The sequence below is a fragment of the Streptomyces griseus subsp. griseus genome, from assembly GCF_003610995.1.
GTDB lineage: Bacteria > Actinomycetota > Actinomycetes > Streptomycetales > Streptomycetaceae > Streptomyces.
This window is the reverse complement of sequence record NZ_CP032543.1, coordinates 1,740,162-1,753,900: the sequence shown is the minus strand read 5'-3', so window position 1 is coordinate 1,753,900 and position 13,739 is coordinate 1,740,162. Positions and strand designations below refer to the sequence as shown.

Below are 13,739 nucleotides of genomic sequence, written 5' to 3'. Positions count from 1 at the left end.
CCGAGGTTCTCTGCGTTAAAAGGACCTCTTCGGGGTGGCTTGCGGAGACTCGCGGGGTGGCTTGCGGGGACTCGTCACAGGTCGCTCTCCACTGTTCACGCGTTGCCTGTACCGCTCACACATCATTCTGTACTGCTCGCATATCACCCTGTACTGATCACACGTTGCCCTTGAGGAGTTCCGAGAACCCGGCGGTGCGGATCCGGCGCACCAGCTCCTCCCGGCTGGACCCGAGCACCCCGGCCGCCCGGGACAGCTCCCAGTCCGCACCCGCGAGGACATGCAGCAGGTAGCCGCGCCGGATCTGGGCGTCGGAGAGGCGGAACGTCTTCAGATAGGCCACGCTCCCCTTGTGGTCGGTGATCGTCTCCCCGATGTGCTGCCCGCTGCCGTCCCGGACGAACGGCGGCAGGAACCGCCACAGCGTGAACGACCCCATCCGGTACACCCGGTCGAAGCCGTACGAGGAGTCCAGCAGCTCCCGCGCGAACAGCGCCTCGTGCGCCTCCTCCCACGCCCGCTCCTGCCCCCGCGCCGCCGCCCGGAGATCCGCGAGCGTACGGATGTGCTCCCCGCCCCCGAGCCGCGCCCCGAACTCCGCCACCGGGGCCCCGTACAGCGCGTACCGGTGCACCAGCTCCCCGTACAGGTCCTCTACCAGCGAGGCGTGCAGCAGCCGGTAGTCCTCCGGGTGCGGCACCACGAACGTGGCGGCGAGCGCGTCGGAGACGTACACCATCACCCCGCACTGGTCCGGGTGGATCTCGAAGATCCGCAACGCGTCCCCGAGCCCGCGCACCGACCACCCGAGGTACGCGTCCTCCGCGCGCGGCGACAGCCCCTCGCGCAGCGCCCGCCGCGACCACTCCTCCCAGGCGGTCGACGGGCCGCCGAAGTGCAGCGCCAGATACCCCTCCAGGGCCAGGTGCAGCGGCAGGAACCGCAGCCGGTCGCCGGGGCGGCGCTTGGCCATGCGGTGGAGGGGCGGGCGCGGCAGCCGAAGGGTACGGGGCGCGTCCGGCCCGCCGAACTGGGTCCCGTACGCGGCCGACTGCCCGCCCGGCCCTTCGGCGCCCTCCCCGTCCCCGGACCAGTTGGCGACCAGCCCGTGCGGGATGTAGGCGAGGTACCGCGTACGGGGACCGACGTCGACGACCCCCGCCCCGAGCCGCTCGTACACCTCCCGGTGCAGCCGGAGTCCCTCCACCGGTGCCTCACGCACCAGCGGTACGAGCCGGACGCCGCCCCACACCTGGGAGGGCCGGGTGGTGAGCCCGGTCAGCTCCAGCCGGTTCACGCGACTTCCGCCTCCTCGTCCTGCCGATGGCCCTCTCCCTCTCCCAGGAAGACCGCCACCCGCCGGTCCAGATAGGCGTACAGCTCCGCCGCCCCGGTCCGCCCCTCCGCGAACCGGGCGATCTCCACCAGCGCGGGCAGATCCTCCGCGTCCCGGATCCCGGCCGTCGGCACCCCCGCCGCGAGCCGCCGCACGTCGAAACCGTCCGCGTCGTATACGGGGTTGACGTGCACCACCGCCGTCCGCCGCCCCGGATCCAGCCGCGCGCGCCACACCCGCAGCACTTCGCCCGCCAGACCCGCCGGGGCGTTGTCCCAGCCGTCCGACACGATCACCAGCCGGTCCGGCACCGCACCCCCGGGCCCGGGCTCCAGCGCGTCCAGGACCCGCGTCCCGAGCGGGGTCGGCCCCCACGGACGTACGAGCAGGGCATCGTTCCGGCCCGAGGTCCACAGCGCCCGGTACGCGCCCGGCGCGGCGAGCGCCTCCAGCAGGAAATGGCAGGCCAGGGCCACGGCGAGCGGCCGGCGCCGTTTCTGTCCCGACCCGGACGAGGAGAAGCTGTCGTCCAGCACCGCGTGCACCCGGCCCCAGCTCGCGGCGTGCCCGCCCGCGGCCCGGCGGGCGGCCGTGCGCAGGGCACCGGTCAGTTCGGCGCGGCGGGTAGTGCGCTGCTCGAAGGGGAGCGCGAGGACGTACAGCGCCAGCCGGGTCAGCGGCATCACGGTCAGATCGACGTCCGGCCGCTGGGCTCCGCCCGCCCGCTGCTCCAGGGTCCGCAGCCGCTCCAGCCGCGTCATCCGGGGCGCGGCCCGCTTCAGGAACGCCTCGCGCCTCATCCCGCGCCGGGCCGCGAACCCCTCCGCGACGGAGAACGGCAGCTGGGCCACGGCCCTCTGCTCGTAGTGGGCGCGCCGCCACGCGTCCAGCAGCGGGTGCTCGTACCGCGGCAGCTTCCCGGGCCGGAACAGGAACGCCCCGACCTCGGCCACCGCCCCGGCCCCCTCGGCGGGGCGCAGATGGATGTGCCGGGCGGCCGTTCTGACCCCGCTCCGGTACTTCACCGCGTCGTGCCCCAGGTCCGGCCGGGCCGCCAGCCAGTCCCGCACGATCGCCCGGGTGCGCCGGTTGTTGATCCCGGCCCGGCGCACCTCGCCGAAGAGCCGGTAGACCCGCTGCGGAGGCAGCCGTGCCAGCCGGGCGGCGATCAGCCGGCCCTCGGCGCGCCGCTCCTCGGCATCCGCCTCGCCCGCGGTCTCCAGAAGGCCGAGCACGATGCGGGCGGCGTTGTGGTCGTTGATGTCGAGGGCGAGCGAAGCGGCGTACACACGGCGGTAATTGACCCGTACGTAGGTGTGCAGGAAGTCCAGCGAAAGCTGCTGGCTCGCGGCGCCGGAGCGGAACTCGCGCTGTCCGGTCGCGGTGATCGCCGCATTCGCGAAGAGCAGGACGTCTTCGGCGGCGACGAGATCGGCGAGGCTCTCGGACGTGTTCATGGACTTCCCCCGTGGAGATCGCGGATGCCGGCCGGGGAATGGAGGCGCGAACAACGAAATCATCGCTTTACAGGCACGTCCCGGAAGTCGCGGCCGAAGTCCCGCGGCCGGCCCGGGAAACGTAACGGCCGACGGCGGCGTCGCGCCACCGCATTCCGCTGTCTCCGGACCAGTCCCTCCCGGCCCTGGCGACGTCGGCCCCCGTACAGGCCACCGGCCACACCGGCCCTGGGCACACCGGCCCCCGGACCGGGCACACTGACCCCCATGACGACACCCGCTGACGCCCCCTCCACCCCCGCCGCCCCCCTGCGCATCGGTCTCCTCGGTACTGGCCCCTGGGCGCGGAACACCCAGGCTCCCGCGCTGGCCGCCCACCCCGGTGCCGAGTTGAGCGGGGTGTGGGGCCGGCGGGCCGAGGCGGCGGACGCCCTGGCCGCTGCCCACGGGACCCGGGCGTACACGGGCGAGGCCGGGATCGACGCGCTGCTGGAGGCGAGCGACGCGGTGGCGTTCGCGCTGCCGCCGGACATCCAGGCGCCGCTCGCGGTCCGGGCGGCGGAGGCGGGCTGCCACCTCCTGATGGACAAGCCGGTCGCCACGACGGTCGAGGGGGCCCGCGCGGTCGCTGAGGCGGCGGCAAAGGCAGGGGTGGCCTCCGTCGTCTTCTGCACGCTCCGCTTCGCGCCCGAGACCGCCGCGTGGATCGCCGAACAGGCGGCGGTGGGCGGCTGGTTCACCGCCCGCGCCCAGTGGCTCGGCTCGCTCTACGCGGAGGGTTCGAGCAGCGAGTACGCCGACTCGCCGTGGCGGCGCGAGAAGGGCGGCCTCTGGGACGTCGGCCCGCACGCGCTCTCGGTGCTGATCCCGGTCCTCGGCGAGGTCACGGAGCTGACCGCCGCGCGCGGCCCCGCCGACACCACACACCTGATCCTGCGCCACACCTCGGGCGCCTCCAGCACGGTGACCCTGGGCCTGAGCGCCCCGCCGGCCGCGGCGGGCATGGACATCGAGGTGCGGGGCGAGCACGGGACGGCCGGGATCCCGGGCTGGGACGGCGCGGAGGGGGCGTTCCGGGGAGCGGTGGACGCGCTGTCCGAAGCGGTACGTACGGGGGTGCCGCACGCCTGCGACGCGCGCTTCGGCCTCCGGCTGACGGAGCTGCTGGTGGAGGCGGAGAGCAGGGCGGGCCGGTAGCCGGGGGCTCGGCCTGCGCGGAGGCGCACGGCTCCGCGCGGAGGCGCGTAACCCTGTGCGGGGCGCCCGCCCCTGTGCGAAGGCGCGTGGCCCTGCGCGGAGGCGAGTAACCCTGTGCGGGGCGCGTGGCCCTGCGCGGATGCGCATAACCCTGTGCGGGGCGCCCGCCCCTGTGCGCAGGCGTGCGGCCCGGCGCTGGCGGTGGCACAGGCGGGCGGCAGGGGCGGCCGGATCAGCCCGGCCTGGCCCGGGCCCGGCGCAGACGGCGCCCGGCCGGTATCCGGAGGCCCGGCCGGGCGGGCGATGGCACGGGCGGCCCGACCCAGCACACCGGCTCACCCCGGCGGCCGAAGGGCCCGGCACAGAGCCTCCAACGCCTCCGGATAGGCGTGTTCGGCGGGCGTGGCGTACCCCACGACGAGCCCGTCCCGCTCGTCCTCCGCCCGCGCTCCCCGCTCCGCCCCCGGATGCCGGTAGTCGGCGAGCCCCTCCACCGCGAGCCCCTGCCAGGCCGCCGCCCGCACCACCGACCGCTCGGTGCCGGGCGGCAGCTCCACCACCGCGTGCAGTCCCGCCGCGATCCCGGTGACCCGCACGTGCGGCGCCCGCTGCTCCAGCGCCGCCACCAACTGGTCCCGGCGCCGCCGGTGGCGCTGCCGCATCCGGCGTACATGACGGTCGTACGCGCCCGAGTCGACGAAGTCCGCGAGCGTGAGCTGATCGATGGCGCCGGAGAACTGCTCGCGCTCGCCCTTCGCCGCGACGACCGGCGCCACCAGCCGCTCGGGCAGCACCATCCAGCCGATGCGCAGGGCGGGGGAGAGGCTCTTGCTCACCGACCCCAGCAGCACCACATGCTCGGGATCGAGTCCTTGAACGGCCCCCACGGGCTGCCTGTCGTAGCGGAACTCCCCATCGTAGTCGTCCTCCACGACGAGCCCGCCCGTGGACCGTGCCCAGTCGGCCACCGCCGCCCGCCGTGAGGGGTGCAGGGGTCCGCCGGTGGGGAACTGGTGGGCGGGCGTGAGGAGTACGGCCCGGTCGCGGTGGGTCAGCTCACCGACCCGGGCCCCGTCCCGGTCGACGTCCACGGGCCGGGTGCCGACGCCGTGCGAGGCGAGCAGCTCGCGGTGGAACGGCAGCCCGTACACCTCCGCCGCCCAGGGGCCGCCCACCACTTCGGCCAGCAGCCGCAGCCCGTGCGCGGCGCCCGAGCAGAGGACGACGCGCTCCGGCGAGGCCCGCACCCCGCGTACCCGGGCCAGATAGCCGGCCAGCGCCCGCCGCAGCTCGGGCCGGCCGTGCGGATCGCCGGGCCCGAACGCGTCGTTGGGGGCGGCGGTGAGCGCCCGCCGCGCGGAGGCCAGCCAGGCGGTGCGCGGGAAGACCGAGGGGTCCGGCTGTCCCTGGACCAGGTCGTGGACGGGGCGGGAGGGGCGTTCCGGGGTGCGGGGGCGGTGGGCCGGGGTGACGGGCGAGGCCCGCTCGGCGACCCGGGTGCCCGAGCCCTGGCGGGCGGCGAGCCACCCCTCCGCGACCAGCTCCGCGTAGGCGTCGGCGACGGTGTTACGGGCGAGGCCGAGGTCGGCGGCGAGGGAACGGTACGGCGGCAGCCGCGTACCCGGGGCGAGCCGCCCGCTGCGGACGGCCTCGCGGAGGGCGCCCATCAGGACGGCCCGGCGGTTGCCCGTACCGGCGAGTTCCAACGGCAGATCGCTGCCCAGGATCTCCGCCGAATCGACCCACGATCCAGCCATCGGAATGCACCTCACAACCAGTCGCCCGCGCCCATGGATTCGTACCCATGACGACGACGGAGATCAAGACGAACGACCGCACCACCACCCCCGCCCCCACCGCTCGGCTCAATGCCGCGAAGGCCGCACCGAGGGTCTTCCGGGCCGTGATCGGCCTGGACGGGGTGGCCCGCGAGGGCCTGGCCCCCACCCCCGTCGAACCGGTCCGGACCCGCTCCTCGCACCTGAACCACTGCGCGTACTGCCTCCAGACGCACACGACGGACGCACGGAAGGCGGGGGAGAGCGGCGGCTGCACATGGTCGCGGTGTGGCGGGAGGCGCCCCACTTCTTCACGGAGCGGGAACAGGCGGCCCTGGCCCCACGGACGCGGTCACCCGGCTCGCGGACCCGGACGCGGTCCACGACCGGACGGCCGCCCACTTCGACGACGAGGAGCCGGCCCAACTCCTGGCCCTGGCCCTCACCATCAACACCTGGAACCGCATCGCCCCCTCCACGGCCAAGCGCGCGGGCACGGACGAAAGCCGAGCCGGTACGGCCCGCGCCCGGCCCTCACGCCCGGGGCATCAGGGGCTCACCGGGCCGGGGCTCACAACAGCCGGGTCCGGAGCTCCAGCCAGGCCTCCACCTCGGCCCGGGGCACACGGTCCCGTACGCGGGGCAGCAGCTCACCGGCCGCGACGAGGAGCCGCTCGGCGGCCCGGGAGGCGTTGACCGCCACCAGATCCCGCGTGCTCGTGGCCTCGGTGCCGCGCACGGTGCCGGTGACGGCGAGGTCGGTGAAGAACCCCGCCCCGGGGAAGACCCACCGGGTCGGCGACGGGCCCACGGCCTCAGGCGCCACGCCCCAGCGCGTCCCGCACCGCCTCCTCGCTCCGCGCCACCACGGCGGTGCCGTCATCGGCGGTGATGATGGGCCGCTGGATCAGCTTGGGGTGCTCGGACAGCGCGACGATCCACCGCTCCCGCGAACCGGCCTCCCGCGGCCAGTCCTTGACACCCAGCTCCTTCGCCGCTGCCTCCTCCGTCCGCGTGATGTCCCACGGCTCCAGACCGAGCCGGTCCAGCACGGCCCGGATCTCCTCGGGAGAGGGCACGTCCTCCAGGTAGCGGCGGACGGTGTAATCGGCCCCCTCGGCGTCCAGCAGAGTCACCGCGCTGCGGCACTTGGAACAGGCGGGATTGATCCAGATCTCCATGGGGCCAAGGGTACGCGAGGGACTGCCGAAATGGCCTCTGGCCAGGGGCGATTGTCAGTGGGGGCAGTAAAATGGAGGGAGTTCGTGAGGGTTCCACCACGCTGCCAGGAGGATGCCGATGGCCGTCGCCACAGTCACGACCGAGCCGCTCGACCGACAGCTCCCGATGCCCTTCCACCCGCCGCTTCCCGCGCCGCCCGCGAAGAAGCGGCTGCCCGCGGGCCGCCCCCGCGAGTGGTACGTCTCCCACAACCGCCGGCTCAAGGCCATGCGCCTGGCCGTCGCCCTGCTCGACAGCGGGGTCTACCAGCCCTCCAGCGCCGGCAACCACCGGATACGGGTCACCGCCGAGCGCCTGGGCATCCACCCGCCGTCCGACACCACCTGCCGCATGGTCCGCGCCCTGATCCGCTACGGCCGCTGACCCGAACCGACCGGAGCCTGACCAGCGCCCCCGGACCGTCGAGTGACATGTCCGGGGGCGCCCGGCTGCCCGGCTCCGTCGTCAGGGCCATGGCCCGACCGAACAGCCCTGTGCACTAACCGATCGTTCCAGAATGAGTTCGGTGGGAGGGCTTGGCGGTCGGGTCTGGTGGCGGCAGAGTGGCGCAGGTGTCAGATGATCTTGTGCCTTATGACCTGTGGGAACGCATCGCCCCGCTGCTGCCGCCCCGGCCGCCGCGGCGTCATCGGTACCCCGGGCGGTTGCCGGCGGACGACCGTGCGGCCTTGCGGAGCCTTGTGTATGTGCTGCGCAAGAACGTGAGCTGGAGGGACGTGCCGGCCGGACCTTCGCCGGTCTACCGCTCGAGGCCAGGCAGCAAGCACCACCTGATCGTCGACCGGCACGGAACACCCCCCGCCGTGTCGCTGACCGGCGGAAACCGGCACGACGGCGACAGCGACCACCGGCGTGACGCTCACGGGCATCTCGGTGGCCGAGGTCTCCGCGCCCCTGGCGCTCGCGGGCGCCGAAATCACCCTCGGCGCGGGCGTACTGACCTGGCTCCTCCACCTCGCCGGCTGGGGCAAGCCGAGCGGCCCCCGCCCCGAGAGCGAGTGGCCCTGGCGGTACGGGACATCACCGCCCGGCAGGGGCACACCCGGGCTGCCTGGGCTGCCTGGCCGGACGCGGGGGTGACCGCGACGGCGCGGGCGGGAGCGAGGGTCATCGTCGACGACGTGTTCCTCGGTGGCCCGGCCTCCCAGGAAGCCTGGCGAAAGGCCCTGAGAGGCCTGAACGTCCTGTGGGTGGGCGTCCACTGCCAGGGCGCGGTGGCGGAGGCCCGCGAGACCGCCCGGGGCGACCGCCCGAGGGGCATGGCCGCGGCACAGGCGGAGACGGTCCACCGGGGCGCGGCGTACGACCTGGAGGTGGACACCACACACGGAGTCCTTGACCGTGGCACGAACGATCGCCCTCCACGTAACCTGACCGACCAACCGCCCGCTGCTGCGCAGACCAGTCTGGAGCCCGATGAGCGACCTGTGGACCGGCGAGAGGATACGCCTGCGGGGCATCGAACCGCAGGACTGGGAGGGTTTCCGGGCTCTGGCCCTGCACACCGTGGACGCACGCAACGCCGACGTGGTCGAACCCCCGCGCTCGGACGAGAGCTTCCGCGCCTGGACCACCGAACGTGCCGGCCGCACCCCGAACCCGGCCTCGTACCAACTGGTCATCGAGACCCGCTTCGAGCACGCCTTCGTGGGCGCGGTGTCGGTCGGCGAGACGGACGCGAGGGCGGGCCGCTTCCGTACGGGGATCGAGGTCACCCGCGAACACCGCCGCCAGGGCTACGCGGCCGAGGCGACCGACCTGCTCCTCACCTACATGTTCGCCGAACAGCGCTCCCACAAGTGCGAGGTGGAGGTCTACGCCTTCAACGACGCCTCGCTGGCCCTCTACCGCAAACTCGGCTTCGTGGAGGAGGGCTGCCTGCGCCAGCACGAGTTCTTCGGGGGCACGTACCACGACGTGGTCCTGCTGGGCATCACGGCGGACGAGTGGTGGGCGGGACGGGCACGGCCTTCGCTGCGCTGAGGCGCTCAGGGCGGGCCAGGACGAAGTGTTCAGCTGGTATGAGGAGACGTCCGAGGGCCGGGCGTACGTGCCGACCATGATCTGCACGGCGACGGCGCCGAGGAGCTGCTGCGGAATTCCTGGTGCTTCTGGGGCGGGGGCCGACGCGGCTGACAGCACGACCGAGGGCCGCCACCCCCGGAAGGAAGTGGCGGCCCTCAGTGCCTGAGGCATCAGGCATCAAGCGCTCCGCGAGCGCGACCCGTGGCCTAGATGTCGAAGTACAGCTCGAACTCGTGCGGGTGCGGCCGCAGCTGGATCGGGGCGATCTCGTTCGTGCGCTTGTAGTCGATCCACGTCTCGATCAGGTCCGACGTGAAGACGCCGCCCGCCTGGAGGTACTCGTTGTCCGCCTCCAGGGCCTCCAGCACGGCCGGGAGGGACGTCGGGACCTGCTGGACGTTGGCGTGCTCCTCGGGAGCCAGCTCGTAGAGGTCCTTGTCGATCGGCTCGGCCGGCTCGATCTTGTTCTTCACGCCGTCCAGGCCCGCCATCAGCAGCGCGGAGAACGCGAGGTACGGGTTGGAGGACGGGTCCGGGGCGCGGAACTCGACGCGCTTGGCCTTCGGGTTCGAGCCGGTGATCGGGATGCGCATCGCGGCGGAACGGTTCCGCTGCGAGTACACCATGTTGACCGGGGCCTCGAAGCCGGGGACCAGGCGGTGGTAGGAGTTCACCGTCGGGTTGGTGAACGCCAGCAGCGACGGGGCGTGCTTCAGGATGCCGCCGATGTAGTAGCGGGCCATGTCCGACAGGCCGGCGTAGCCCTGCTCGTCGTAGAAGAGCGGCGAGCCGCCCTGCCACAGCGACTGGTGCACGTGCATACCCGAGCCGTTGTCGCCGAAGATCGGCTTCGGCATGAAGGTCGCGGTCTTGCCGTTGCGCCAGGCGACGTTCTTCACGATGTACTTGAAGAGCATCAGGTCGTCGGCCGCGGCGAGCAGCGTGTTGAACTTGTAGTTGATCTCGGCCTGGCCGGCCGTGCCGACCTCGTGGTGCTGGCGCTCGACCTGGAGGCCGTTCTTGTCCAGCTCCAGGGAGATCTCGGCACGCAGGTCGGCGAAGTGGTCCACCGGCGGAGCCGGGAAGTAGCCGCCCTTGTAGCGGACCTTGTAGCCGCGGTTGTTCTCGACCGCACCGGTGTTCCAGGCGCCGGCCTCGGAGTCGATGTGGTAGAAGCTCTCGTTCGCCGACGTCTGGAAACGGACGTTGTCGAAGACGTAGAACTCGGCCTCGGGGCCGAAGTACGCGGTGTCCGCGATGCCGGTCGAGGCGAGGTAGGCCTCGGCCTTCTTGGCGATGTTGCGCGGGTCCCGGCTGTACTGCTCGCCCGTGATCGGGTCGTGGATGAAGAAGTTGATGTTGACGGTCTTGTCACGGCGGAAGGGGTCCACCCGAGCCGTCGACAGGTCGGCGCGCAGCGCCATGTCGGACTCGTGGATCGCCTGGAAACCGCGGATCGACGAGCCGTCGAAGGCGAGTTCCTCGGCCGGGTCGAAGGTCGCTGCCGGGATCGTGAAGTGCTGCATCACCCCGGGCAGGTCGCAGAACCGGACATCGATGAACTTGACGTCGTTGTCCGCCACGTACTTCTGCACTTCGTCGGCGTTCCGGAACATCCAACTCCTCCTACTCCCGACCCGGGACGGGCGGGGTTGCAACTCGTGGTGCGGCCAGTGCGGTGGCACACGCTGGACCCGACCATAGGCAGGCGTGATTTCTCAAGCATGACCCATTTGTTTCGCCCAAGTTAACCGGGGCGAGGGTGACCGGCATCTCAGCGGCTGTCTCCGCGCGGCTTTTTCCGTGCCCCGCCCGGCCGGACCCAAACCTGGGCGCAGTACCGTGGACGGGTGGACAACAGGCAAGCAATCGGATCGTGGCTCTCGGGGCCCCGCGCGGCCGCCGAAGAGATGGGCGCCGACTTCGGCCACCGCGGCAAGCTGCTCGGGCTGCCCGAGGAGGGGCCGGGGGCCGTCGCCCCGCTCGGCCGCCGTTTCGGCGCCATCTTCATCGACTGGTCGGTCTGCATGGTGATCGCATACGGGCTGCTCGCTCGCGGTGACCAGCAGGCGGCGGGGAACTGGGCGCTCGGCGTCTTCCTCCTCATGAGCGCCCTCACCGTCGGCACCATCGGCTGCACCCCCGGCAAGCGCCTCCTGGGGCTGCGCGTGGTCTCCGAGGACGGTGGACGCCTCGGCTTCGGGCGAGTTCTCGTACGTACCGTCCTGCTTCTGCTCGTCATCCCCGCGCTCGTCTGGGACCGCGACGGGCGCGGCCTCCACGACCGCCTCGGCCGCGCCGTGCAGGTCCGGATGTAGCCTCCCGTACACCCGCGGAACGCAGCGGCCCCGGACCATTCCGTCGGTCCGGGGCCGTGCTGTGCGGTACGTCGCGTACGTCCGCGCTCAGCGCATCTTTCCGCCGCGCGGCATCCGCATGCCCTTCGGCATGGGGCCCTTGGGCAGCGGCATGTTGCTCATCAGGTCGCCCATCGCGCGCAGCCGGTCGTTGGTGGTGGTCACCTGCGGGCCGGTCAGGACGCGGGGGAGCTTCAGCATCTTGGTGCGGACCTTCTTCAGGGGCACCTGGCCCTCGCCGTTGCCGACGATGATGTCGTGGACCGGGACGTCCACCACGATGCGGGCCATCTTCTTCTTCTCGGCCGCCAGCAGGCCCTTCACCCGGTTCGGGTTGCCCTCGGCGACCAGGACGATGCCGGCCTTGCCGACGGAGCGGTGCACGACGTCCTGGCTGCGGTTCATCGCCACAGCGGGGGTCGTGGTCCAGCCGCGTCCGATCCGGTCCAGGACGGCGGCCGCCGCACCGGGCTGGCCCTCCATCTGCCCGAAGGCCGCTCGTTCGGCCCGTCGTCCGAAGACGATCGCCATCGCGAGGACGGCCAGGACGAAGCCCAGGATGCCCAGGTAGACCGGGTGTCCGATCACGAAGCCGATGCCGAGGAGGACACCGAACGTGGCGATTCCCACGCCCGCGACGATGAACCCGATCTTGCTGTCGGACCGCCTGGTCATCTTGTAGGTCAGGGCGATCTGCTTGAGCCGCCCTGCGTTCTCGGCGCTGTCCGCGCCTTCGGTTTTTGCCTTCCTCGCCATGGACCGAAGTTTACGTGGCGTGGAAGCGACCTAGGAACGGTGGTCGGCCACCGCGTCCGGTACGTACGGGGACTCCACCCGGTCCTTGGCCCGGCGGCGGTCCTCCAGGACGGCCGTCCAGGCGTTGCGGCGGGCGGTGCGCTGGCCGCTGCTCAGCAGCAGCGACTCGACGGCGCGCAGGGCGGTGGTGACGGACGGAATGGCGTGGGCGCGGACCGGTGCGGCCTGCATGATGTTTCCCCTCGGAGTAGATGCGCCACCCGGGGCGCGGACTGAGTACGGGAAGCAGTGACGGCGGCGGCCGTGGGAGCGGCCGCTGCACGTGTACCTAGGGTCACTGCTCGGTGTTACCAGTGCGTGACCGGGCGGTCAAACACCAATGAACCCTTCATTCCGGCGCCCCGCACGCCGAAGCGGCCCATCCGCGCCCCTCACCTGCGGGGAGCGTCCGGGCCGCCTCGTCCTTGCGGTTACTGCTCGGTAGGCCGGGTGAGCGGACTCACACGGCCACTCACCCGGCCGGCCACGCGGTCGCTCATACGGCCTGGGCGGCCGGCACGCTTCCGGCGGCCGCGCCGCGGGCCTCCATCGCCTGCTGGAAGAGACGGCCCGCGCGGTACGAGGAGCGCACCAGCGGCCCCGACATCACGCCGGAGTAGCCGATCGCGTCGGCCTCGTCCTTCAGCTCCACGAACTCCATCGGCTTCACCCAGCGCTCCACCGGGTGGTGGCGCACGGTCGGCCGCAGGTACTGCGTAATCGTGATGAGCTCGCAACCCGCGTCGTACAGGTCCTGGAGCGCCTCGCTGACCTCCTCGCGGGTCTCGCCCATGCCGAGGATCAGGTTCGACTTGGTCACCAGACCGGCCTCGCGGGCCCGCGTGATGACTTCCAGGGACCGCTCGTAGCGGAAGCCGGGGCGGATGCGCTTGAAGATGCGCGGCACCGTCTCCACGTTGTGCGCGAGCACCTCGGGGCGGGAGGAGAAGACCTCGGCGAGCTGCTCGGGCTCGGCGTTGAAGTCGGGGATCAGCAGCTCGACCTTGGTCGCGCCCGCCTCCCGCTCCGCCGTCAGCGTGTGGATCTGGCGGACGGTCTCCGCGTACAGCCAGGAGCCGCCGTCCTCCAGGTCGTCGCGGGCGACGCCGGTGATGGTGGCGTAGTTCAGGTCCATCTTGACGACGGACTCGCCGACCCGGCGGGGCTCGTCACGGTCCAGCGCCTGCGGCTTGCCCGTGTCGATCTGGCAGAAGTCGCAGCGCCGCGTGCACTGGTCGCCGCCGATGAGGAAGGTGGCCTCGCGGTCCTCCCAGCATTCGAAGATGTTGGGGCAGCCCGCCTCCTGGCAGACCGTGTGCAGCCCCTCGCCCTTCACGAGATTCTGCAGCTGCTTGTACTCGGGGCCCATCTTCGCCCGTGTTTTGATCCACTCGGGCTTGCGCTCGATGGGGGTCTGGCTGTTTCGGACCTCCAGGCGCAGCATCTTGCGCCCGTCGGGTGCGACAGCGGACACTCCGGCTCCCCTTTGCTTTCTGCTGCGTGGGATTCGCATGGGATTCTTCGGCGAACACCAGGGTACGCCCGTAAATCA

General features: G+C 72.3%; 14 protein-coding genes and 3 pseudogenes. 8 read left to right on the top strand and 9 right to left on the bottom strand.

Annotated elements, in window-relative coordinates; translation table 11 throughout:
• Positions 1–157: 157 nt before the first annotated feature.
• Together D6270_RS08120 and D6270_RS08115 are read right to left on the bottom strand one after the other, a co-directional pair.
• Positions 158–1,297, bottom strand: a complete 1,140-nt coding sequence (locus tag D6270_RS08120; RefSeq protein WP_109166040.1) for an ARPP-2 domain-containing protein — start codon at positions 1,295–1,297, stop codon at positions 158–160.
• Positions 1,294–2,793 carry a hypothetical protein gene (locus tag D6270_RS08115; RefSeq protein WP_109166041.1) on the bottom strand — a complete coding sequence of 500 codons (1,500 nt, stop codon included), beginning with the start codon at positions 2,791–2,793 and terminating at the stop codon, positions 1,294–1,296. The genes D6270_RS08120 and D6270_RS08115 overlap by 4 nt, the downstream gene beginning before the upstream one ends.
• Positions 2,794–3,060: 267 nt before the next feature.
• Here D6270_RS08115 and D6270_RS08110 point away from each other — a divergent pair, with 267 nt between their 5' ends.
• Entirely contained in the window at positions 3,061–3,990 is a 930-nt protein-coding gene (locus D6270_RS08110; protein ID WP_109166042.1) for a Gfo/Idh/MocA family protein, read from the top strand.
• 335 nt (positions 3,991–4,325) lie between these two features.
• Here the strand turns inward: D6270_RS08110 and D6270_RS08105 are convergent, their stop codons facing one another.
• Positions 4,326–5,747, bottom strand: a complete 1,422-nt coding sequence (locus tag D6270_RS08105) for a MocR-like pyridoxine biosynthesis transcription factor PdxR (protein WP_109166043.1) — start codon at positions 5,745–5,747, stop codon at positions 4,326–4,328.
• A 47-nt stretch (positions 5,748–5,794) separates the two neighbouring features.
• On the opposite strand from D6270_RS08105, the pseudogene D6270_RS08100 reads away from it, so the two are divergent.
• Positions 5,795–6,272 (top strand): annotated as a pseudogene (locus tag D6270_RS08100) (carboxymuconolactone decarboxylase family protein); the annotation flags it as partial.
• 67 nt (positions 6,273–6,339) lie between these two features.
• On the opposite strand, the gene D6270_RS08095 reads toward D6270_RS08100, so the two are convergent.
• Together D6270_RS08095 and D6270_RS08090 are read right to left on the bottom strand one after the other, a co-directional pair.
• Positions 6,340–6,594 (bottom strand): hypothetical protein, encoded by a 255-nt coding sequence (locus D6270_RS08095; protein WP_109166044.1) that lies wholly within the window; start codon positions 6,592–6,594, stop codon positions 6,340–6,342.
• Positions 6,584–6,949: an ArsC/Spx/MgsR family protein gene (locus tag D6270_RS08090; RefSeq protein WP_109166045.1), complete on the bottom strand. Its 366-nt coding sequence runs from the start codon at positions 6,947–6,949 to the stop codon at positions 6,584–6,586. Before D6270_RS08090 ends, D6270_RS08095 begins: the two co-directional genes overlap by 11 nt.
• Positions 6,950–7,067: 118 nt before the next feature.
• Between D6270_RS08090 and D6270_RS08085 the strand changes: the two genes are divergently transcribed.
• The 5 genes and pseudogenes from D6270_RS08085 (at position 7,068) to D6270_RS08065 (ending at position 8,993) form a co-directional block, all read left to right on the top strand.
• On the top strand, positions 7,068–7,373 hold the full coding sequence (locus D6270_RS08085) for a hypothetical protein (protein WP_109166046.1): 306 nt from the start codon (positions 7,068–7,070) through the stop codon (positions 7,371–7,373).
• Between the two features lie 188 nt (positions 7,374–7,561).
• Positions 7,562–7,843 (top strand): annotated as a pseudogene (locus D6270_RS32860) (transposase); the annotation flags it as partial.
• Between the two features lie 19 nt (positions 7,844–7,862).
• Positions 7,863–8,090, top strand: a complete 228-nt coding sequence (locus D6270_RS08075; RefSeq protein ID WP_225977100.1) for a hypothetical protein — start codon at positions 7,863–7,865, stop codon at positions 8,088–8,090.
• A pseudogene (locus tag D6270_RS08070) lies at positions 8,066–8,384 on the top strand (phosphotransferase-like protein); the annotation flags it as partial. The gene D6270_RS08075 and the pseudogene D6270_RS08070, both read left to right, overlap by 25 nt.
• Positions 8,385–8,426: 42 nt before the next feature.
• Complete coding sequence (locus tag D6270_RS08065) at positions 8,427–8,993, top strand: GNAT family N-acetyltransferase (RefSeq protein ID WP_109166047.1); 567 nt, start codon at positions 8,427–8,429, stop codon at positions 8,991–8,993.
• A 248-nt stretch (positions 8,994–9,241) separates the two neighbouring features.
• Here D6270_RS08065 and glnA read toward each other — a convergent pair whose 3' ends face one another.
• Positions 9,242–10,651 (bottom strand): type I glutamate--ammonia ligase, encoded by a 1,410-nt coding sequence (gene glnA, locus D6270_RS08055; RefSeq protein ID WP_109166049.1) that lies wholly within the window; start codon positions 10,649–10,651, stop codon positions 9,242–9,244.
• Positions 10,652–10,945: 294 nt separating this feature from the next.
• Between glnA and D6270_RS08050 the strand changes: the two genes are divergently transcribed.
• Positions 10,946–11,353, top strand: coding sequence for an RDD family protein (locus D6270_RS08050; protein ID WP_204117224.1), 408 nt, complete (start codon positions 10,946–10,948; stop codon positions 11,351–11,353).
• 87 nt (positions 11,354–11,440) lie between these two features.
• Here the strand turns inward: D6270_RS08050 and D6270_RS08045 are convergent, their stop codons facing one another.
• The 3 genes from D6270_RS08045 to lipA form a co-directional block, all read right to left on the bottom strand.
• Entirely contained in the window at positions 11,441–12,148 is a 708-nt protein-coding gene (locus tag D6270_RS08045; RefSeq protein ID WP_109166051.1) for a DUF4191 domain-containing protein, read from the bottom strand.
• Positions 12,149–12,178: 30 nt separating this feature from the next.
• Positions 12,179–12,379, bottom strand: coding sequence for an SCO2195 family GlnR-regulated protein (locus D6270_RS08040; RefSeq protein WP_093686094.1), 201 nt, complete (start codon positions 12,377–12,379; stop codon positions 12,179–12,181).
• Positions 12,380–12,683: 304 nt separating this feature from the next.
• Positions 12,684–13,661 carry a lipoyl synthase gene (gene lipA / locus D6270_RS08035; RefSeq protein WP_109166052.1) on the bottom strand — a complete coding sequence of 326 codons (978 nt, stop codon included), beginning with the start codon at positions 13,659–13,661 and terminating at the stop codon, positions 12,684–12,686.
• Positions 13,662–13,739 lie beyond the last annotated feature (78 nt).